Source organism: Paenibacillus alba (assembly GCF_013204855.1).
GTDB classification, from domain to species: Bacteria; Bacillota; Bacilli; order Paenibacillales; family NBRC-103111; genus Paenibacillus_E; species Paenibacillus_E alba.
On the sequence record NZ_JABMKZ010000011.1, the window covers coordinates 22,581 to 41,997 of the forward strand.

The window sequence follows — 19,417 nt, forward strand, 5'->3', positions numbered from 1 at the left end:
CACTTACCCTCAATATCCTGTTGCAACTCCATACCCTGTAGTAACTCCATATTCTGTTGCTACTCCTTATCCAATTCCGATTTCAACACCATACCACCCTTACTATCATGGATGGCACGGTGGTAATTGGCATGGGGGATGGCACGGCGGGCATGGAGGTTACCACTGGCATGATGGCGGTCATGGGGGTCATGGCCACCGTATTGATCAACCGAATGAATAGTTTTTTTCAGAGAGAGGGGAATTAACCCTTTCTCTTTTTGCTATTATTCGAGTAAATTCAACATTTTTTGTTAAATTTCAGACAGAAATTAGTTCGGATTCTTGATATGCTTGATTTACTAAAGCAAAAGGCGATGGTACATATGGTTGAAGGGATATGGTTGCTGATCTTTGTCTTGTTCTTACTAGTTGCTTCCGCTCGAAAAGACTAATGATAACGTCTTCATACTGCCGCGAAAAACACCTAAGGCTTATTCGCCTTACTCCGAACACTTGCCCCGCTCTCAACGTAGGCTTTTGCCCTTATGATCGCTTCTTCCAATGGATCGTTATTCTGTAAATAGGGAACCGTCTACCACCTCTTGCTGTCTTTGAGCAATTTTATCTGGGAAATATGATGCTGGTTGTGCCATACAAATCTTTGAAGTGCAATATCAATCGTGATTAAACCTAAAGCTTGTGTTTTAAACTTTCTTTGAAATTCCTCCGTACGTAAGCTGTTAAGCAGCGTAATCATTCGCTTATGTAGCTGCTCCAGTAATAACACCGACATTTCTATCGGCATATCCTTATATTCATTCAGTTCTGCAAATAAATCTTCCCGATACGAGTTCGCAATAGGTTCATCTTCTGTCAATGCTCTTTTTAAGCGCAGGTAGGCATTCATATCATTGTCCGCCATGTGATGTATGATTTGTTGTGTGCTCCAACCTCCAGGTCGATACGAAACTTGAAGCTGATCGTAGTTAAGCGGGTTAACAACGTCTCGAAGAGTTTTAACGATATCAGCTATTTGATGAATACAATCAATTCGTTCGACTTTTGAGAAATGGGATTTGCCTCAAATTGTCCAATGGGATAGCGAATTTTATCCACTTTCGGGCCCCTCCTTCTTTCCAAATCCTTTTACATCAATAATTGAGAGTAGTTTTTTTGAGTATTAATTTTATTCTAAGTAGAATGCTATGTATAAATTGGGATGGAAAAGAAAGGATTGTTCTTCGTGGTTATTGGGATCTTAGTTGTCTTGTTGATCTTTATTATTCTCGTTTGTGCCAGTCTTTACTTCTACCACATCGCGATTGCTCGCGCTGATAAAAGCTTTCTAAACGGCAATCCCGATCTAGAAATCAAAGAAAGCGCTGTGAAGTCATTTGCAGAAATGGAGGAATGGTGGGGTAAGCAAGCTTTTGAAAAGTGGAACACGACATCGAGCGATGGGTTACTGCTGCATGCCTACTTTTTACCCGCTAACCAACCAACAGATCGGACCGTCATTCTGGCACATGGTTATTCTGGACAAGCGAAGCAAATGGGGCAGTTGGCACAGATGTATAGGGAAGAGTTAGGTTTCAACGTTCTCCTCCCGGACGCCCGTGGACATGGGATCAGTGAAGGAGCTTACATCGGCTTCGGTTGGCCCGAACGCAAGGATTACGTCAAATGGATTGACAAAGTGATCAAGCAAACGAGTGCACAAGCACAAATCGTTCTACATGGCGTATCTATGGGAGCAGCAACGGTTATGATGACAAGCGGCGAAGCTCTGCCCCCCAATGTCAAAGCGATTATCGAAGATTGCGGCTATACCTCCGTGCAAGATCAACTGGTCTATCAGCTCAAACGCCTGTATCATATCCCTTCGTTTCCGATCGTTCCTTTAACTAGCCTAATAACTAAAATCCGAGCAGGCTACTTTTTCAAGGAAGCTTCCGCCCTTAAACAGATCAGCAAATCCAAAACACCCATTCTCTTCATTCATGGGGGTGCAGACGCCTTCGTGCCCACAAGGATGGTTTATGAATTGTTCGAACATGCCTCTGTCCCTAAAAAGATGCTCGTTATCCCCGGGGCTGGTCATGGTTTAGCTAGATCCGTCGATCCCGAAACGTATGATCGGGAGGTTTCCGAATTTATTGAACGCTTTGTGAGCGAAGCATAAGCTCTATTCTAGAGCGAGACATCAAATTCCTTCACATAAACAGCCTTTCCTGTAATCTCAATTTCATAATCTGCCTCACATCTTGTGACGATGACTGCGACTCTGCCATCTCTTCCGATTTCCTGACCTTGCTCCACGGTAAGTGTTAGGATGGAATCAGCATGTGGATTGACGTACTTGGCATAATAAGCGCCCATAACGCCAGAGGCGGTTCCGGTAACCGGATCTTCAATCGTCCCTGAGTATGGTGAGGAAAAATGGCGAGCATGCATATGCGCTTCAGGATCATAAGTTTCTAAACAGAACGGATGGATTGAAGCTCTTGGCATCTCTTTCAAGATGTCTGGGAACAGCGCGTTCATAGGTTTCATTTTACTGAAAGTATGTAAGCTTTTTATCGGAATCAACAAAGTCCAAGCACCCGTGTTTCCATACAAAGTAGGAAGTTTTGTTTCGATATCTCCCTCTTCGATGCCCATGGAATGCGCCAACTGCTGTAACGAACCGTTGAAATTGTGAAATTGAGGAGATGGTTGTTTCATCGTGATAAGCAGCTCTTCATTCGAATTCTCGCGAAGTTTAATTGGCAGAATGCCTGCTTTGGTCTCTATGGTAAAATCAGTTTTATCACCAAGCTCGCCTCTTGTTTTCAACGCAAAGATGGTTGCCATCGTAGCATGACCGCAGAGATCGATTTCGTGACCTGGTGTAAAATATCGAATACGCCAATCCGCTTGATCAGACTTCATTGGAAATGCCGTCTCGTTGAAGCCAACCTTTTCGGCTATTTCCCGCATTTGGTCCTCTAGCAGGTCTTCACTCTGGAAGACAACCCCTGCTGGATTTCCCATATTAGGAACACTGCTGAATGCGTCATAATGATATACCCTTATTGTTTTCACAGACAATCCTCCGTTCAAGTTCATTCCTCCATGTCAAAATACGGCTATTAGCGAGTTGACAAGCTTTGGGCAAAACCAGTTCTCCACGTTGGGTACGAAGGTTTCCAGCCATATTCCTTCCGAGCTTTGCCATTCAGTGCTCCACGTTCCCACGCGGAACTTCCTGATTGCAATTCTGGTAATGGAGCCCCTACTGCTTGCGCGTAAACGGGCAGCCAATCTTTGCCCGCAGCAGGCTCGTCATCCACAATATTAATAGGACCCGAAGGCCAGTTCAGCGCTAGTACAACAGTGTTAGCTGCGTCCTCCACATGAAGAAAAGAACAGATCGCATCCGTTCCTTTCACACGTTTCTGCCTTACTTCCTCTGCCATGAATCCATGTAGATCGTACCAAGTTCCTTGACCATAGAACATGCCATATCGCAAAATTACATGATTTGGCATTTCAGCAACTGTCTTTTCTAATGCGCTAACACCGGCAACCGTCCCCTGACGAGGCTCCGCGGCGTTGAGATCCAAAGGAATATCCTCCGCAGCAGCCCCCTCCCCTGACTCGTAGGCCCAAGCAATGCTCTGGGCAATCAGCTGCTTTACACCAACGGATTGGGCAGCGTCCACGATATTTCGAGTTCCATCTATTCGTATCCTTGAATTGTCTGAAAAGTTTCTTGTACTAAGTGACGTAAGCTGATGAATAACGACATCCGGCCGTGCTTCTTCCATCGCTGAAAATAAAGAAGCCCGATCAAACGCATCTGCAATGACAGCTTTGGCGCCTAGGTTCTCGATCATTGCTTTGTTTTCCTCTTTGTGGGTCATGCCTATAACTTCGTGACCTTCCACAATTAATTTGGGCAGCAGCAGCTTGCCCACTACCCCCGTAGAACCAGCTACGAAAATTCGCATGTCCGTCTCCTCCGATATTCTATTAGTCAGTTGCTTCATCAATCGGCTTTAAATCACTTATTTCAACGGATGTCTGTCGATTCGTATCATGATAAACAATTCGAACTTCGACTTGATTCGTATTCTGGTCAAATTCAAAAGAAAGAATTGTACATCTTCGGCCGCGATTTTTCGTTTTTCTAGGGTTATCTGGCGCAAATATATAGGTGCCTCCAATGGAAAGCTTTACGGTATCCGTCATTTTCTCTGCAGCCCTCTCAGGATGTATATACATCATATTTGTCATCATGCTTACTTAAATAATGACGATATCGTACCATAAAATGGCGTTTATTTAAAATAAAAAGTCCTGCTAATCGGTAAAATTACTTATTGACAGTATGCCATGTCACCACTAAACTATTATTTAGTCGACTAACTAAAAAGGAGGATGTCTACATGTCCAAACATCCCATTAATGAACCTCTTACACATATGATGTCTCATTTATTGAAAATGCACCGCCGCACCATCGATCAATTAATTAACGAGTATGATGTTTATCCCGGACAGCCTCCTCTGCTGCTAAGTTTGTTCGTAGAAGATGGCCTTAGGCAAAATGAGCTCGCTGCCCGAATTCATAATAAACCTGCAACAATCACTGTGATGATAGACCGTATGGAGAAAACAGGCTTGCTTGAACGGAGGCCAGATCCACACGATCAGCGTGTAACCCGCGTCTATCTGACAGACAAGGGCCGGGAGGTTACCATACATGTCAAAGAAGCAATCAGAACGACGGATGAGTTGACCTTTGCCAATTTTCTCCCCGAGGAACTGATGCTATTCCGCCGCCTTCTACTGCAAATGCAAGATAATCTTCGTCAAACTGATTCGAGCAATTAGTTAGCCGACAAACAAAAAGAAAGGAACTCCTTTGATGTGGAAACTGAAATCATTCGTTAAGCCTTACTGGTTCATTACTCTGCTTGCCCCTCTCTTGATGGTGATGGAAGTGTGCATGGATCTCACTCAGCCTCGCTTAATGGCCGCGATTGTAAATCAAGGTGTTAGTCAAGGCAATCTGAGTCTGGTGTGGTCAACAGGCCTGCACATGCTTGTCGTCGCTTTGATAGGCCTAATCGGAGGCGTGGGCTGCACTTATTTTGCTGTGAAAGCTGCACAGAATTTTGGTGCTGATTTGCGCCTCAGCCTATTCGAGAAAGTCCAATCCTTATCTTTCCGCCAGTTGGACACTATTTCAACAGGGTCGCTCATTACCCGCCTGACAGGCGATGTGATGCAAATGCTGAATCTGCTGCAAATGCTGCTGCGTCAATTCGTCCGTGAACTTTCGCTGCTCATAGGCAGCATCATCATGGCTATTCTTATCTCTCCTCGTCTGTCTTTGATTCTACTTGTCGTTGTACCCGTTCAATTTGGCATTCTCTATGTGCTGATGAAACGCTCCACACCGCTCTTTCGCAAGATGCAGCAGCGTCTTGATGAAGTTAACACTGTCATGCAAGAAAGCACGACAGGAATACGAGTCATAAAAGCTTTTGTTCGTGCGGCTTTCGAGCGGACCCGTTTTGGCAAATCCAATACCGCCCTTCTTGATGCCAGTTTGAGCTCGGCACGCGCATTAGCCACAAGCGGTCCGTTGATGACGTTAATTTTGAATATAAGTATCGTAGTGGTGATCTGGTTAGGCGCCGCACAAACATGGAATGGTCGCATGGCGATCGGTGATTTGGCTGCGTTCATCATTTATATCACACAGGTCTTATTCTCCCTCGTCTCTATCACCAGTACGCTCATGAACATCTCTCGCGCGCAAGTTTCGGCTGAACGAATTCGTGAAGTCCTGGAGACCAAACCAGATAAGAACGAGTCTATTCTTAATGAACCTTATCCTCTTCAGATCGATCAACCTCCTCTTACAGCAATTGAAGGTGGATGTCGGCTGGAATTTCAACAAGTCTCCTTTGCTTACGAGGCTGCGCCTGATCAGTACGTGCTTCAGGATATATCATTCACGGCTATGCCAGGGCAGACCATCGGTATCTTGGGAGCAACAGGCAGCGGTAAATCGACACTTGTCAGCTTAATTCCGCGTTTATATAACCCTACAAGTGGACGGATTCTACTTGATGGCGTAGATATCTGCGACATGCCCGTGGAGCGTCTGCGCAACCGAGTCGGTATCGTGCTGCAGCAATCGATTCTGTTCAGCGGATCCATTCGCGACAATATTCGCTTCGGCAAGCCCAACGCTCTTGAGGCTGAAGTTGAGACCGCAGCCAAGGCTGCAGAAGCGGATGAATTTATCCGCAGGCTTCCGGACAGCTATGAAGCGAAGCTCGGACAACGCGGAGTTAATCTCTCCGGTGGCCAGAAGCAGCGAATCGCCTTAGCTCGGGCGCTGTTAATGCGTCCTCCATTGCTCGTACTAGACGACAGCACCAGTGCGATTGACCTTGGCACGGAAAGACGCATTCAACAGTCTTTGCAGACACTCATGACAAACAGCACCCGCATCATTATCGCGCAGCGCATCTCATCGGTCATGCAAGCCGATCAGATCCTTGTTTTTGACGAAGGACGTATTGCCGCGCAAGGGACACATGAGGAGCTATTGGCAACCAGCGCCATTTATCAAGCCATTTATAACTCACAGCAAGGAAAGGAGGCTGCCCTTCATGGCTAAAGACACCAAGCGCAAACCACGCGCCAAGCATACGGGCGCAACCCTCCTGCGCATGTGGGGTTATCTCCGTAGACAGAGAATCGGATTGATTAGCGTTATTTTACTCACAATTATTGGAAGCGGTCTTGCACTGCTCGGGCCTTACTTCATTGGCGTGGCGATAGACGATTATATTTTACCGCGAAATGCGGACGGACTTTTTGGACTTTGTCTCCTTCTTCTCGGCAGTTATTTGCTCAGCGGTGCTGCGTCATGGATTCAAACCTATGTGATGGCAGGGGTATCCCAAAGAACGGTTTGGGAAATGCGTCAGGATTTATTCAATCACCTGCACCGGCTGCCCATTCGCTACTTTGACCAAACCACTCATGGGGAGCTAATGAGCCGAACAACCAATGATGTCGACAATGTCTCCACCACGCTTAGCCAAAACCTAACCCAGCTCATTTCCAGTATCATTACGATTGTTGGCTCTTTCATCATGATGCTGACCTTGAATATCTGGCTTACCTTACTTACCTTAACCACCGTGCCAATCGTCCTAATGACAACAAAGCTCATTACCAAACGAACTCAGCGCTTGTTCAAAGAACAGCAGCAGCGACTTGGCGAGCTCAACGGATTGATTGAAGAAACCATCTCAGGACAAAGGGTGGTCAAAACGTTCCGCCGCGAGGCTGCTTCCGTGAAACAGCTCGCTGTCATTAACGAGCAGCTTCGAACAGCCGGCACAGGCGCTCAGCACCTCTCTGGTATGATGGGGCCAAGTATGAATATGATCAATCATTTCAGCTTCATTCTCCTAGCGGCAGTTGGGGGTTGGATGGTTTTGAAAGGTTGGACGCTCGTTGGCGTTGTGATCAGCTTTTTGAACTATTCCAAACAGTTCAGCCGTCCGATCAATGATCTGGCTAATCAGTACAATATGATTCAATCCGGCATTGCCGGAGCGGAACGCGTTTTCGAAGTGATGGATCAACAGACAGAATACGAAGCTGGCACAGGCTCAACGCCTCTAACAGAGGTCCGGGGCGAAGTTAGTTTCGAACATGTGTCCTTTTCTTATACCAAAGATGTTCCCACGCTCCGTGATGTCACGTTCACCGCGAAACCTGGTGATTTGATCGCTTTGGTTGGCCCCACAGGGGCAGGCAAAACGACGATCATTAACTTGCTGACCCGTTTCTACGACATCAACGAGGGGCGAATTGCAATCGATGGTCACGACATTCGCGACCTCGACAAAGACAGTCTCCGCAGCCGATTAGCCATCGTGCTGCAGGATGTCTACCTTTTCTCGGATACGATCCGAGAAAATATCCGCTTCGGTCGTCTGGACGCGACAGACGAAGAAGTCGAAGCCGCCGCGCGACTAGCCAACGCGGACGGATTCATTCGCAAGCTGCCGGATGGCTATGACGCAAGGTTAACCGCCGACGGCGGCAACTTGAGTCAAGGCCAACGGCAGATGTTGACCATCGCGCGGGCGATCCTCGCCGACCCCGCGATTCTTGTACTCGACGAGGCGACGAGCTCCGTCGACACGCGAACAGAATTGCACATCCAGCAAGCGATGAACGTGCTAATGAAAGGGCGAACGAGCTTCGTGATCGCCCATCGCCTCAGTACCATACGCGAAGCAAGTGCGATATTGGTCATCCGCGGAGGGGAAATCGTGGAACGAGGCACTCACGAAGAGCTTTTGGCCTGCCGCGGCCATTACTATGAGCTGTACGCTAACCAATTCCGGCAGGCAGCTCCCTATCCTGCATTATAGGCGAAGAGGGATTTCCAATAAGTAGTAATCTACTTGTGGGAAATCCCTTTTTCCTTACATTTCCGTGATAGTATGGCTGCTTGGGCGATGTATTTTTGACAAACCTGCAAAAGTGCATCTTTTTTCTTATTGGAACTGGCTTTAGCCAAAAATACCTGCGATTATGCAGGCTTTTGAAGCTTTTTATTGATGTAATGGTGAAATGCCCTAGAAAGCCTGCATAATCGCAGGCTTTTCCACTTTTCACGCGATTTCGTTGAAAAAGCCTGCACTTTCGCAGGTTTATGGACTCACCGAACCCTGTGGTGTAATGCCCCTCTTTATTTATAATTATAAGAGGTCTGTACCGTACCGTTTTTCCGATGAATGATGGCGCTTTGATTCTCATCACTGGCCCATTCCTGCGCTTTTTTTACAGCTTCTGATTTGGTCCCGGCGACAAACTTCGGATCTTCAGTCCCCTCGATCTTAATTGCCCATTTGCCATCTAGGGGTACTACATGAAGATGTCCTGCTCCCCGCATTTCTTCATTTTTGTTAGCATGTGTACGCTGCGGATGGTCACGGGCCCATTCCTTCGCCTGAGCAGCTGCAATCGCAATTGCACGCCCTTCTTCATAGCCTTCTTCGAGCAGCGCATTAGCAATTTCAACAGCTTTATCGCGCGTGCGTGATTCAAAATTCTTTAACGATTCCGGATAATTGCTTTTAGTCCATGGCATTGTCATCCTCTCCCATCTCTACAATGAATTGCTGACTTTGCTAGACGAACCAGCATCAAATAAAGTCCTACCTACCATCCTTTAACCTTGCGCACCATCATTGAAACTTGATCTGAGATCGAAATGATCAGCGCAAGGTTAATATGTTGTTAATCTCAGCCAGTTCTGGATCGTGTACATCAGTCTTTTGATGAAAACCGTTTTATCTTCGTAGGCTGCGTAATCCAGCGTAAACGGCGCCCCTTTGTTATTCCATATACGATCAAAATAGCTCCGAACCTGCTGCGCAACCCCGCTGTCAAGAGGAGCCGTAATCTCCAGGTTGCTCTCTAAATTTAAATCGTCCAGATTGCGTGTGGTAAAATTGGATGAGCCATTCTGGATGACAACACGATCATTCTTCTCGATAAACATCAGTTTCGTATGATATTGTTCTTTGGTTGTGTTATACCACCGAATTTGAATCTGTCCCTCCGACTTCGTCTTCAGTTCGGCAGCTACGGGACGGTTGGGCAAGCCAATTTTGTCATTGCCAAATGCATTTTCATTGGGATCCAAAACTAACCGCAGCTGTACGCCACGCGTAGAGGCTTCAAGCAGTTGCTTGATGACCTTGCGATCTGCCAAATAAAACATACCCATCCATAACGTGTCTCCAGACTTAGTTGCGGCAATTTCCTCCAGCACATGCTGATAAACTTTGCCTTCGGTCAACAGGCGCACCTGGATATTGCCCTTTTCTTGTCCCGCAGGCTTATAAGTAGGAAGCTGCATCTCAGCATGAGGTTGAATCGCAGCCCGTTCGCTAAGCAGCGCATCGCCAACAATGTCCCCATTTACAGCGAAACCACTGTTTGAGTTATAAAAGCTTGCGTCATGCGCATTGGCAGAAGGGACAATCAATGTCTTGTCCGTGATGATGACTTTGCGGTGATTTGCTTTGACATTCAGCAGCTTCAAATAAGATCGAACCGTCATGTCAGGAGCCTGATCCGCCAGAGGATTGGGCAGCCATCCATGTCCGGACTGGCCAAACCATTGCGTGAATATTCGCCATCCCGCTGAATATACAGGTGTGGAATCCCTCAGCGGGTTGACATCCGTAATAACACTCGGAATGCCAGCAGCGCGCAATCTCTCGAGTTCAGTAGCCTGGCTTGACCCGTAGGAGGTGTTGATTTCATCGGAAATCACAGCGATGTTTAGCTGAGGATGCTTCACTTTGGCAGCAATGAGCTTATCCGTAAGTGTCCGGCTAAGCGGAGGAAACGTTTGATCCTTCTTGTGAAATCCATTATAGAGGAACATATCTATAACAATGAATTGTTCGGCTTCATCAATCGCTTGATAAATCCGTTCGAAAATCATCTGTTCTTGTTTCGTTGTAGTTGTTCCCTCCTCTTTGTACGTTAAATCAGAGAGGAACTGAATGTCTCCATCCGAAACCGTATGTATCGGACCTTCCATGGACATACCTGGAGGCATCGGCTTGTGGGATTGATAGATGGCAACTGCCGTAATGAGCACGATAAAGAAAATCCCTACGATTGAAAATAATTGAAGACCACGATTCTTCCTCGATTTCCGGAGCAGCATATGTTTATTGGTTGAATTGCAATCACTCGTGATAGAGCCATTTCTATTTATCATGGCTGCTGCTTCCCTCCCTTGTCTTGCTTTTCTAACTAATAACACGAATGAGCTCTGTTGAAACAAATTTCATTACAGCGGCTTGGAGATCGTACTCCATATAAGAAAAACCGTCAGGGAAGTTCATCCTGACGGTCCTTTTAGGTTGCACGCACATCGGTAATTTTGTACTCATATCCACGAATACCTTTGTAGTACTCTGGATACATCGCTCCTTCACAGCTTTCACATGTAAATTGTGGCGGGACTGTGGGATCACCTTGATCCATTCGGTCAAAATCTTGCACAACCTTAAGCGGTATGTTTTCGTTTTCCGAACAGGTCAAACATATATACTTCACTGTCTGCTTCGACAGCAGATAATTGCTTACTGACAACTGCGGTTTTTTCTTTTTGTTTTTTGGTTTCTTGCTTCCCTGTGAGATCTCGTATCATCCTTTCCAAGCATCCTCTTGTTCTCTCGCATGCTGCATATTTAACAGTTAGTATCCCTTCCTCGAGACAGACTTCTCCCTTGTATTCATAATAACATTCACACTTTTGGCATACTAGTGGATCTTTTCCTGTCTTTCTTTGAATCCTCTCTCTCCAATTTCTACGTTTTAGTTGTCTTTGTGCTCGCACTACCCACTTTCTTGCTTCTTTTTGCCACTCTGTCACTAATTTTTTGCTTATCTTCTTCAGCCTCCGTGAATACACTCCGTAGTACCTAATCGTTTTAAAATTCTCTTCCGGTATATGACGTATCACACGTGCAATAAATTCTTCAACTGTCAGTTTCTCCGTCTTTTCTTCTCCATTTGTCTTATCGCGGTAGCTAAATACGACATACTCCCCGTCATACGACTGAATCCTCTTTAATGCAATCGCTGGTCGTTTCATATAACGACCTATGTAGCCTAGCTGCTCTTTCACATTCCCTTTTTGCTTCGGAGCATGCACATAAAAGCCTTCTCCATTGGCGGAATAGGCTTTCTGTAAACGGGGTTGCACCTGTTTCTTTTCTTCTTCGTTTAGGCTTTTCCGAATTAGTTTCAACACCACGGTTTGCCACTGTTTTCTAAGCATTTCAAACGGCACGTAATCATACGTTTTCCACTCCCCATTTGACTTCATTCCACCCATCGTGACTAACATATGTACATGCGGATTAAAATTCAAACGTGAGCCAAATGTATGTAGACCTGCAATAATACCAGGAGTAATTTTATGTTTCTTCTCAAAATGCATCTTAATAATTTGGACAGCCTCATACATAAACTCTTTCAACATTTTTCGGTGCATCAAAAAGACACTCCAAAGCCCTTCATCAATGGTAAACACCACATGACGATGATTGACTTGAAAGACATCCTCCAGCAATACTCGGCTCCACTCTTCCGTTTCTCCACAAGAGCAGGTTGTGCAAAAACGTCCTTTGCAGCGATACGGCACTCTCTTTATATCGTGGCACCCTTCACAAACTAGAATTTTGAATCCATTTCTAGGATCTCCACAACCACGGAATTTTTGTACCTCTTTGAGGACATTGGGCCGAATATGTTCACTATGTTTTTGCACAAACGCATCCCAGTGATGATGCTTATCGAAAAAGATTTGTTTTAATATGTTCGAGTCCATATCTGCATTTTACCAAAAATTTAAATAAGGGGTTAGCTTCGCTAACCCCAAAACCCAAAACATATAAATTCTTATATGTTTTAAATAAGGGGTTAGCTTCGCTAACCCCAAAACCCAAAACATATAAATTCTTATATGTTTAAATAAGGGGTTAGCTTCGCTAACCCCAAAACCCAAAACATATAAATTCTTATATGTCAAAAAAAACTGCCGATCGCGCGCGACCGACAACTCCTTTATAACATATTATTTTCTCACAGCAAAAATAACAGTGTAACTTGGTACTTGCAGTGACGCAATTAAAGATTGACGCTGCATAACTTCAAGTACTACTATATAAGAACTACAACAACTAATATGGACGGTGACCAAGTTTTGAATGAACAAGACGAGTATGTTGATATTTCTCCTGCCGGAAATCAAATTAACCTCGTTTCTGACTGTGAGAGCTGCTTTGGTTTGTGCTGTGTTGCACTTCCATTCGCAGCTTCTTCCGACTTCGCGATGGACAAGAATGCCGGTCAGCCCTGTCCCAACTTGAAGACTGACTTCCGCTGCGGTGTTCACACGAAGTTAAGGCCGCTTGGCTTTCGAGGATGTACCGTTTATGACTGTTTTGGTGCCGGCCAGAAGGTCTCACAAATCACTTACGATGGAAATGATTGGCGTCAGTTCCCTGCTTCGGCGAAGCAGATGTTCGAGGTCTTTCCAATGATGAGGCAGCTTCATGAGCTTCTCTGGTATTTATCGGAGTCCTTGACATTCCAAGCCGCCCACTCCATTCATAAGGAACTTCAACGGGCGCTCACGAAGACCGAGCAGCTTACCCTTCTCAGTCCAAGCGCTATTCTGGAGCTTGATGTGGCAGCTCACCGTGCAGATGTGAATATCCTGCTTCTTCAGACCAGTGAGTTGGTGCGAACAGAAGCCCGCCGCCTTCAGAAGAACCCAGCAAAGAAACAAAAGATTTACAATCGTGGGGCCGACCTCATCGGGGCAAACCTCAAGGGCGCAGACTTAAGATGCGCCAACTTACGAGGTGCCTATCTGATTGCCGCTAATTTAAGAGGCGCGGATCTGAGAGCAGCCGATCTCATCGGGGCTGATTTGCGAGACGCCGATTTGAGTGGCGCCAACCTTACCGAGAGCATTTTCCTGACCCAATCCCAGCTCAATGCGGCCAAAGGAGATGCTGACACCCAGCTTCCTCCGTCGCTCCTTCATCCCGAACATTGGACAGCGAAATAAGCTTGAAGAAGCAATAATTCCACTTATAAATACAAGCACCTTCCTTTTATTTGCATCTACTGTAATAAAAGAAAGGAGTGGTATTATGATCGTCCACAGGATCACGTTATCAACGGGAATTTTACGTAAAGCTCCCAAGACAAAATTTGCTTTAATCGATGTCGTTAATCTCAATCGAACAGCGAACCGCGCTGTTACGGTTCAAGTGATCGATTGGTCAACAGGTTCACCTGTTCCTTTGAAGGTAAGCCCGTGCGGCACTAAAAAGTGTACAGTGAACGTTCGACCGAATAAATCTGTTTTTTTGTTCGCCGATGTATCCAAAGTAACTTTTAAATATGAGGTTCGCATTACTCACCAGGAAGACCGCAAACTAATAACGAATGTAACCGGTGTTACGAACACTCCCTTTACTCCTCAAGTAGGAGATACCGTGCTGCAAAGCAATTTAGTGCGGATAAAATAAGCGAACGTATTCGGATGTTGATTAGGCAATACAGGAATATTCACGTCCTCTATCAGTGAGCCACTCAAATAGTGGTTCACTTTTTTCTTTAAATACCCTCCTCCACCCATACCCAATAATTGTATTTTTGAAGACACCCACATAAGTGAACACAGGAACGAAAAGTATAAGAAAGAACTAATCGAAATCAAACTAGAAGGAGAGATCACATGCTGTCCAATAGTGAAGAAAGAAAAATTACTTATCGCGATATTGAACGGATGATAACCGAGATGGATGAAGGCTGGATAGAGTTAAAGGATATCGTGACATCCTGTCTCGATATTACGGAGGATTTGCTGAGAATCTCGCAGGATTTAGAAAGTTTAAGAAAGCCACTTCAATTCACGTAATTGGTCAAAAATAAGCTGGCAAACAGCCGAAACACGGTCTGTTTCTTCAGCGGTTAGCCAAACAAGCTCGGCTATTTCCGACGCTGGCCTTAGTTCGCCTGCGAAATCTGCCGTGTAGCAGGTCATTTTAACGAACGTCCCCTCTGATTTCCCATCCGCTTGCGCTTCAAACGTTCCCACGTAGGCGATTGTCTCCGGCTTAATTTGAACAGACAGTTCTTCTTCAATTTCACGTATAAGCGTTTCATGATCGGTTTCACCGGGATCTCTTTTTCCTCCGGGAATATAATAGAGCTCTTTTCCGTGCGAACGCGCACATAGGATTTGACCATCTACCACATGAATCCATGCTATTTTGTCGATTATCGTTGACATCATTTATCTCCCTCGATTGCTTTTTCTAGCATTATAGATGCACCGCCTTATAAAGGCAAATCCCGTATTCGAAACGAATGGATCATCCGAAATAGCAGATACCAAGAACGATATCCCGCCTACGGCACAAAATAAGAAAAACCGTCAGGAAACAAATCCTGCCGGTCCTTTTGCGTGTAAACCCATACTTTTGTTCATGGGGAGGGATGGATGTGGGGTTCCCACCGCAAAGCGCCTTTCCACCCTCACACCCATTCCTCAATATTTTTTACGGCGTTTGCGGGAAACCCTAAATCTCCCTGTGGTCAGACCCATTCACCGTCTTGCGGTATTGCGACATGATCTATCCATTTCTCATCCGTAAGCCTTTTTCGCAATTCTTCTCTGGTTACTAAGCAGTGGTTGATCGTATCCATATGCACCGTGACAACTTTGGTATAAGGAGCGTATTGGCATACTTGTATCACATCAGAAGCATTCATCGTAATGGGCTCCCCAACAGCAAACTGTGCACCTCCTGCATTGACAATGGTTACATCAGGCTGATACTTATCCAGCGCACTTTGAACTTCCTTGCACCATATCGTATCGCCTGCGAGATAGACCGTCGGCTGAGGCTGTGAATTCGGAGTCGTTTCCCGGCTGACAATAAAGCGCCGTTTCCTTGTTAAGCGCTTCTTTGGCTGCAACATCCCAATGATCAGGGTGCAAGTGAGTGACGATGATCGCATCAGGCGACAAAGCCAGCATTTCCTCTGAGGAAATAGGCAGTGAAACAAGCGGATTTCTTCTTTCGTTCGTTGTATTAACAATCGGCGGATTGATGCCCTGATCGCTAAACATCGGATCAATTAAGAACTGAACACCTGCATAATTTAACCAAAGCGTTGCATGACGAATTAATCGAAGTTTCATAAAAACCTACCTCATCTCTTTCTTTATATGGTAATGTTACGATTATAGAAGATAAGCAAACATCCTTACATCATGCAATGAAACGAAATTGCCGTTTCTTGTTTCATTCTGAAAGGAGAATGACGTAATGCTCGCCAATCGTATAGATGAGACAGATCTTGCGATTTTACAAGTTTTATTGGAAAATGCGATTCGCCCTCATAAGGAAATTGGAGAACTCGTGCATTTGACCGGACAAGCCGTTGGGGCTCGTATCCGAAAAATGCAGGATTCAGGCATTATTGAAGGGTATACATTACTTTGGAATCCTGAGAAAATTGGCTTAACCGTTCACGCTTTTGTGACTATGTTTATGAAAATGACCATTTCCCATTCATCCTTCGTAACTTTTGTCCAGAGCAGTGAAATGGTAACGGAAATGCATCGGGTAAGCGGGGACGGCTGCTATTGGATGCGAGTTCGCGTCCCTTCTATGGTTGAATTAAATGCCTTTCTTGACGAGCTCTTGCACTATGGCAACTACAAGATCAGCTTATCAATTGGACAAATTAAATAGCCAAATCAGAGCGATAGCAGCTCTTAAGCAGTTAGTGATTGCCTCTTCTTCCGCTTCTCTTTTAACAAAAAGGTTAGTGGAATGGCAATCACACAAATTATCGTAGCGGCTAAGAAGACATCCTGCACGCCTAACGTCATTCCTTGCTCTCGTAAGAAAGGCGTTCCTGCCGCTGCAGCTTCATTCAATTGTTTGATGTGCGTTGATGAACGTGCAGCGAGCAATGAACTGAAAATACCAATGGATAAAGCGCCCGTTGCTTGGCGCACCCAGTTCGTAACGGCTGAAGCATGACCGGACTTCTCTTTGGAAATCGCTGACATGCCGGCATTCATAACCGGCATAAAAGCAAAGGCAATTCCCACATATCGAATCGTCATCCATACAGCAATGTACATATGGGTTGCCTGGAGCTTCACATGGCTTAACTCCCAGGTTGAAACAATCAACAGCACAATCCCGCTAAGGATGAGCCAAAAAGGACCTGTGCGCGCATAAAGCTTCCCAACGATAGGTGAAAAGAACGCCATCACGATGGAACCGGGCAGTAGAACCAACGCCGTATTCAAAGCGGTAGATTGCTGAATGTCTTGAAGGAAAATGGGGATTAGGAATGTTCCTGAGTACAAGGAAGCTGTTATTATACAATTAATAATCAGGCTGTACGTAAAGCGGTTGGTGCGAAATACGCTTAGATTTAGCAAGGGATCCTTCACCGTGAGCTCCCTACGAATGAAGTAGGCTAATGTCGCAGCACCCACGATCAGAAAAGAGAGTGTTTTCCAAGAAGTCCACCCCCATCCATTCCCTTCGCTGAAGGCTAGAATAATGAACGAACTGCTGATGAGAACTGTCACAAAACCGGGCAAATCAAAGGACTTGGTTGGGGCCGTTTTGTGCAAAGGCAGACATTTAAACGCAACGGCGATGGCCACAATGCCGATGGGCAGATTGAGGATAAATAAGGATCTCCAGCCGAAATATTCGGTAAGCCATCCTCCCAATGTCGGGCCAAATGCCGGAGCAAGCATGGAGGACAAGCTCCATAAGCTCATCGCAAACGCCTGTCTGTCTTTTTCAATAAATTGATAAATCATCGTCATCGTAGTAGGAATAATTAAACCGCTGAAGACCCCTTGCAGGATTCGAAACACGACTAAGGATTCAATATTCCAGGCAATCGTACATAAGCCTGAGAACAGTGTGAAACCTGACAAGGCGAATAGATACAGCCTCTTGTAGCTCCAGCGGTCTCCGAAATAACCTACTACGGGAGCGACGACCCCGGTTGCCAGCAGAAATCCGGTAATCATCCACTGAACCGCACCTAATTCGGCATGAAAATCCTTCATAAATACCGGAAATGCTACATTGATCGTAGTCGAGCTGAGTATGGACATGAAATTGCCGAAAAAGATAGATAAAATAATAAACCAGAATGATGAATTGCGATTAGCTTGATTTCCCATGAAATCTTGCACCTACTTTACTTAAGAAGTAGTTGAATAATACAATCATTTATGTATACTTGTATTGTACAACTAGATAATTGAATGTCAAGCGCATTTCTAGAAAAGGATGGATGTTTGGATGAAAACAGAAGATTTGGAACTTCTTGATTATGAATTAGTCGTCCTGATTCGTCGTACGTCATTGGATAAAGAATTAGGTGGCCTCGACCGGTCGACCTATACGCTTCTTACCCAACTTTCCAAAAGTGGACCGGTTGGTGTAAAGGCTTTAGCAAGCGAATTTCGCTTGGATATCTCCACGATCAGCAGACAAACGACTGTGTTGGAAGCAAAGGGGTATATTCGGCGATTGCCTGATCCCATGGATGGAAGATCCAGCAATTTTGAGGTCACGGAGGAAGGAATGTATAGAGTCATGGAAGCCAAAAAAGCGCGGTTGGCTAGACACGCGCAGTTGTTCAAAGACTGGACAGATGAGGAACGCCAAACATTCGGGGCGCTGTTAGCTAGACTAAATCGTACATTTATAGAGTGAACGCAGCCACCCGTTCGCTCTTCTTTTACATACGCTGATCCTCTGTTTATGACCGAAGCTTGATCGGCAAGCCGCTGATTGACGATTGCAGCGCGGCAGTTGTTACGCGGAAGCTCTTCACGGCATCGGCATAATCGCTCAAAATAAGTGACCGATCTCCTGTCTTGATGGCGTGCAGGAAAGCTTCGGATTCTCGTTCATACGGATTAGCTGCGTCGAAATACTCCGTTGTTTGCGTTTTTTCAATATGTTTCAAATAGCGGCTTTGCTCAATTTCCAGAACACCTTGATCCGTATACAACTCCAGCCCTGCCTTGTGCCCGAATGGCAGCATACACGTATTAGTCAACGTGGCGATAGCTCCATTAGCTAATTTCAAGGTCACTGCTCCAACATCAGCTACTTCCACATGATCATGAACGGTGTGCATATGGCGCTGTGCGTAAACGGCATACACTTCGTCCACTTCACCGATCAGGTACCGGACTAGATCCACAATATGTGTGGTTTGCTCAATGAATTGACCTCCGGAACCGTTCTGCTTCCGCCACCATGAGACACCGGGCATGCTCCCCATCCAACTGCCGGTTGCCATTCCGATTATTCTGGTTTCCAGCAATTTTCGGGCCGTTTGGGCTGCGTCTGTATACCTCACATGATAGCCTACCGAGGTAATAAGTTTTTTGCTTTCTACTAATGATAGAATATGCTGAACAGATTCTTCTTCGATGCCAAGCGGCTTCTCCACCAAAAATGGAATACCGCGCGCAATAACTGTTTCTTCTATGTAACCGTGCGCCATTGGCGGCACACAAATATAAACGGCATCTGGCTTGCATGTATCCAGCATCTGTTCCAAATGATCAAAAGCTTGCGAGCCTGCATATCGCAGTGCCAACTTCTCAGCTTTCTCCACTGTCGTGCCTACAAAAGCTACAACCTTCGCATCATTTCTCGCAGTAAGCAAATCTGCATGTATATCGGCAAACCATCCCGTACCTACAATCGCTATCTTCAGCATGTATG

19 protein-coding genes and 1 pseudogene are annotated in these 19,417 nt (G+C 45.5%); 9 read left to right on the forward strand and 11 right to left on the reverse strand.

What is annotated here, in order from left to right:
- Window positions 1-574 precede the first annotated feature (574 nt).
- Window positions 575-1,033 (reverse strand): YfiT family bacillithiol transferase, encoded by a 459-nt coding sequence (locus tag HQN90_RS15695; RefSeq protein ID WP_338042334.1) that lies wholly within the window; start codon window positions 1,031-1,033, stop codon window positions 575-577.
- 168 nt (window positions 1,034-1,201) lie between these two features.
- On the opposite strand from HQN90_RS15695, the gene HQN90_RS15700 reads away from it, so the two are divergent.
- On the forward strand, window positions 1,202-2,164 hold the full coding sequence (locus HQN90_RS15700; protein ID WP_173220295.1) for an alpha/beta hydrolase: 963 nt from the start codon (window positions 1,202-1,204) through the stop codon (window positions 2,162-2,164).
- 8 nt (window positions 2,165-2,172) lie between these two features.
- Here HQN90_RS15700 and HQN90_RS15705 read toward each other — a convergent pair whose 3' ends face one another.
- Genes HQN90_RS15705 through HQN90_RS15715 form a run of 3 tightly spaced genes read right to left on the reverse strand, consistent with a single transcriptional unit; the run spans window position 2,173 to window position 4,215 of the window.
- Window positions 2,173-3,066, reverse strand: a complete 894-nt coding sequence (locus HQN90_RS15705) for a PhzF family phenazine biosynthesis isomerase (protein WP_173220297.1) — start codon at window positions 3,064-3,066, stop codon at window positions 2,173-2,175.
- A 47-nt stretch (window positions 3,067-3,113) separates the two neighbouring features.
- A complete protein-coding gene (locus tag HQN90_RS15710) occupies window positions 3,114-3,974 on the reverse strand; it encodes an NAD-dependent epimerase/dehydratase family protein (protein ID WP_173220299.1) in 861 nt (286 codons plus the stop codon).
- 22 nt (window positions 3,975-3,996) lie between these two features.
- Window positions 3,997-4,215 (reverse strand): hypothetical protein, encoded by a 219-nt coding sequence (locus tag HQN90_RS15715; protein ID WP_173220301.1) that lies wholly within the window; start codon window positions 4,213-4,215, stop codon window positions 3,997-3,999.
- A gap of 197 nt (window positions 4,216-4,412) precedes the next feature.
- Here HQN90_RS15715 and HQN90_RS15720 point away from each other — a divergent pair, with 197 nt between their 5' ends.
- Genes HQN90_RS15720 through HQN90_RS15730 form a run of 3 tightly spaced genes read left to right on the forward strand, consistent with a single transcriptional unit; the run spans window position 4,413 to window position 8,440 of the window.
- A complete protein-coding gene (locus HQN90_RS15720; RefSeq protein WP_173220303.1) occupies window positions 4,413-4,859 on the forward strand; it encodes a MarR family winged helix-turn-helix transcriptional regulator in 447 nt (148 codons plus the stop codon).
- Between the two features lie 34 nt (window positions 4,860-4,893).
- Complete coding sequence (locus tag HQN90_RS15725; RefSeq protein WP_173220305.1) at window positions 4,894-6,663, forward strand: ABC transporter ATP-binding protein; 1,770 nt, start codon at window positions 4,894-4,896, stop codon at window positions 6,661-6,663.
- Complete coding sequence (locus tag HQN90_RS15730; protein WP_173220307.1) at window positions 6,656-8,440, forward strand: ABC transporter ATP-binding protein; 1,785 nt, start codon at window positions 6,656-6,658, stop codon at window positions 8,438-8,440. Before HQN90_RS15725 ends, HQN90_RS15730 begins: the two co-directional genes overlap by 8 nt.
- Window positions 8,441-8,760: 320 nt before the next feature.
- Here the strand turns inward: HQN90_RS15730 and HQN90_RS15735 are convergent, their stop codons facing one another.
- The 3 genes from HQN90_RS15735 to HQN90_RS15745 form a co-directional block, all read right to left on the reverse strand.
- A complete protein-coding gene (locus tag HQN90_RS15735; RefSeq protein WP_173220309.1) occupies window positions 8,761-9,162 on the reverse strand; it encodes a DUF2188 domain-containing protein in 402 nt (133 codons plus the stop codon).
- A 138-nt stretch (window positions 9,163-9,300) separates the two neighbouring features.
- A complete protein-coding gene (locus HQN90_RS15740; RefSeq protein ID WP_246362464.1) occupies window positions 9,301-10,812 on the reverse strand; it encodes a phospholipase D family protein in 1,512 nt (503 codons plus the stop codon).
- A 291-nt stretch (window positions 10,813-11,103) separates the two neighbouring features.
- The gene (locus HQN90_RS15745) at window positions 11,104-12,432 is read right to left on the reverse strand and encodes an IS91 family transposase (protein WP_246362466.1); all 1,329 of its coding nucleotides are present in this window, start codon (window positions 12,430-12,432) and stop codon (window positions 11,104-11,106) included.
- A gap of 375 nt (window positions 12,433-12,807) precedes the next feature.
- On the opposite strand from HQN90_RS15745, the gene HQN90_RS15750 reads away from it, so the two are divergent.
- From HQN90_RS15750 to HQN90_RS15760, 3 genes are all read left to right on the forward strand, one after another.
- A complete protein-coding gene (locus HQN90_RS15750) occupies window positions 12,808-13,680 on the forward strand; it encodes a pentapeptide repeat-containing protein (RefSeq protein ID WP_246362470.1) in 873 nt (290 codons plus the stop codon).
- 85 nt (window positions 13,681-13,765) lie between these two features.
- On the forward strand, window positions 13,766-14,146 hold the full coding sequence (locus HQN90_RS15755; protein WP_173220313.1) for a hypothetical protein: 381 nt from the start codon (window positions 13,766-13,768) through the stop codon (window positions 14,144-14,146).
- A 209-nt stretch (window positions 14,147-14,355) separates the two neighbouring features.
- Complete coding sequence (locus HQN90_RS15760; protein WP_173220315.1) at window positions 14,356-14,538, forward strand: hypothetical protein; 183 nt, start codon at window positions 14,356-14,358, stop codon at window positions 14,536-14,538.
- Here HQN90_RS15760 and HQN90_RS15765 read toward each other — a convergent pair.
- Together HQN90_RS15765 and HQN90_RS15770 are read right to left on the reverse strand one after the other, a co-directional pair.
- Window positions 14,512-14,913, reverse strand: coding sequence for an NUDIX hydrolase (locus HQN90_RS15765; RefSeq protein WP_173220576.1), 402 nt, complete (start codon window positions 14,911-14,913; stop codon window positions 14,512-14,514). The genes HQN90_RS15760 and HQN90_RS15765 overlap by 27 nt on opposite strands.
- 305 nt (window positions 14,914-15,218) lie before the next feature.
- Window positions 15,219-15,828: pseudogene (locus tag HQN90_RS15770) on the reverse strand (MBL fold metallo-hydrolase).
- A 127-nt stretch (window positions 15,829-15,955) separates the two neighbouring features.
- Between HQN90_RS15770 and HQN90_RS15775 the strand changes: the two are divergent.
- Window positions 15,956-16,384: an Lrp/AsnC family transcriptional regulator gene (locus HQN90_RS15775; RefSeq protein ID WP_173220317.1), complete on the forward strand. Its 429-nt coding sequence runs from the start codon at window positions 15,956-15,958 to the stop codon at window positions 16,382-16,384.
- A gap of 23 nt (window positions 16,385-16,407) precedes the next feature.
- Here the strand turns inward: HQN90_RS15775 and HQN90_RS15780 are convergent, their stop codons facing one another.
- Entirely contained in the window at window positions 16,408-17,853 is a 1,446-nt protein-coding gene (locus HQN90_RS15780) for an MDR family MFS transporter (RefSeq protein WP_173220319.1), read from the reverse strand.
- Window positions 17,854-17,974: 121 nt separating this feature from the next.
- On the opposite strand from HQN90_RS15780, the gene HQN90_RS15785 reads away from it, so the two are divergent.
- Complete coding sequence (locus tag HQN90_RS15785) at window positions 17,975-18,391, forward strand: MarR family winged helix-turn-helix transcriptional regulator (RefSeq protein ID WP_173220321.1); 417 nt, start codon at window positions 17,975-17,977, stop codon at window positions 18,389-18,391.
- 46 nt (window positions 18,392-18,437) lie between these two features.
- Here the strand turns inward: HQN90_RS15785 and HQN90_RS15790 are convergent, their stop codons facing one another.
- Entirely contained in the window at window positions 18,438-19,412 is a 975-nt protein-coding gene (locus HQN90_RS15790) for a Gfo/Idh/MocA family protein (RefSeq protein ID WP_173220323.1), read from the reverse strand.
- Between the last annotated feature and the right edge of the window lie 5 nt (window positions 19,413-19,417).

Bases quoted from the DNA above. Each gene is read 5' to 3' on its own strand.
- HQN90_RS15700 (WP_173220295.1), top strand. From the start codon at position 1,202: ATGGAAAAGAAAGGATTGTTCTTCGTGGTTATTGGGATCTTAGTTGTC.
- HQN90_RS15710 (WP_173220299.1), bottom strand. From the start codon at position 3,974: ATGCGAATTTTCGTAGCTGGTTCTACGGGGGTAGTGGGCAAGCTGCTG.
- HQN90_RS15715 (WP_173220301.1), bottom strand. From the start codon at position 4,215: ATGACGGATACCGTAAAGCTTTCCATTGGAGGCACCTATATATTTGCG.
- HQN90_RS15720 (WP_173220303.1), top strand. From the start codon at position 4,413: ATGTCCAAACATCCCATTAATGAACCTCTTACACATATGATGTCTCAT.
- HQN90_RS15725 (WP_173220305.1), top strand. From the start codon at position 4,894: ATGTGGAAACTGAAATCATTCGTTAAGCCTTACTGGTTCATTACTCTG.
- HQN90_RS15730 (WP_173220307.1), top strand. From the start codon at position 6,656: ATGGCTAAAGACACCAAGCGCAAACCACGCGCCAAGCATACGGGCGCA.
- HQN90_RS15735 (WP_173220309.1), bottom strand. From the start codon at position 9,162: ATGCCATGGACTAAAAGCAATTATCCGGAATCGTTAAAGAATTTTGAA.
- HQN90_RS15740 (WP_246362464.1), bottom strand. From the start codon at position 10,812: ATGATAAATAGAAATGGCTCTATCACGAGTGATTGCAATTCAACCAAT.
- HQN90_RS15745 (WP_246362466.1), bottom strand. From the start codon at position 12,432: ATGGACTCGAACATATTAAAACAAATCTTTTTCGATAAGCATCATCAC.
- HQN90_RS15755 (WP_173220313.1), top strand. From the start codon at position 13,766: ATGATCGTCCACAGGATCACGTTATCAACGGGAATTTTACGTAAAGCT.
- HQN90_RS15760 (WP_173220315.1), top strand. From the start codon at position 14,356: ATGCTGTCCAATAGTGAAGAAAGAAAAATTACTTATCGCGATATTGAA.
- HQN90_RS15765 (WP_173220576.1), bottom strand. From the start codon at position 14,913: ATGTCAACGATAATCGACAAAATAGCATGGATTCATGTGGTAGATGGT.
- HQN90_RS15775 (WP_173220317.1), top strand. From the start codon at position 15,956: ATGCTCGCCAATCGTATAGATGAGACAGATCTTGCGATTTTACAAGTT.
- HQN90_RS15780 (WP_173220319.1), bottom strand. From the start codon at position 17,853: ATGGGAAATCAAGCTAATCGCAATTCATCATTCTGGTTTATTATTTTA.
- HQN90_RS15785 (WP_173220321.1), top strand. From the start codon at position 17,975: ATGAAAACAGAAGATTTGGAACTTCTTGATTATGAATTAGTCGTCCTG.
- HQN90_RS15790 (WP_173220323.1), bottom strand. From the start codon at position 19,412: ATGCTGAAGATAGCGATTGTAGGTACGGGATGGTTTGCCGATATACAT.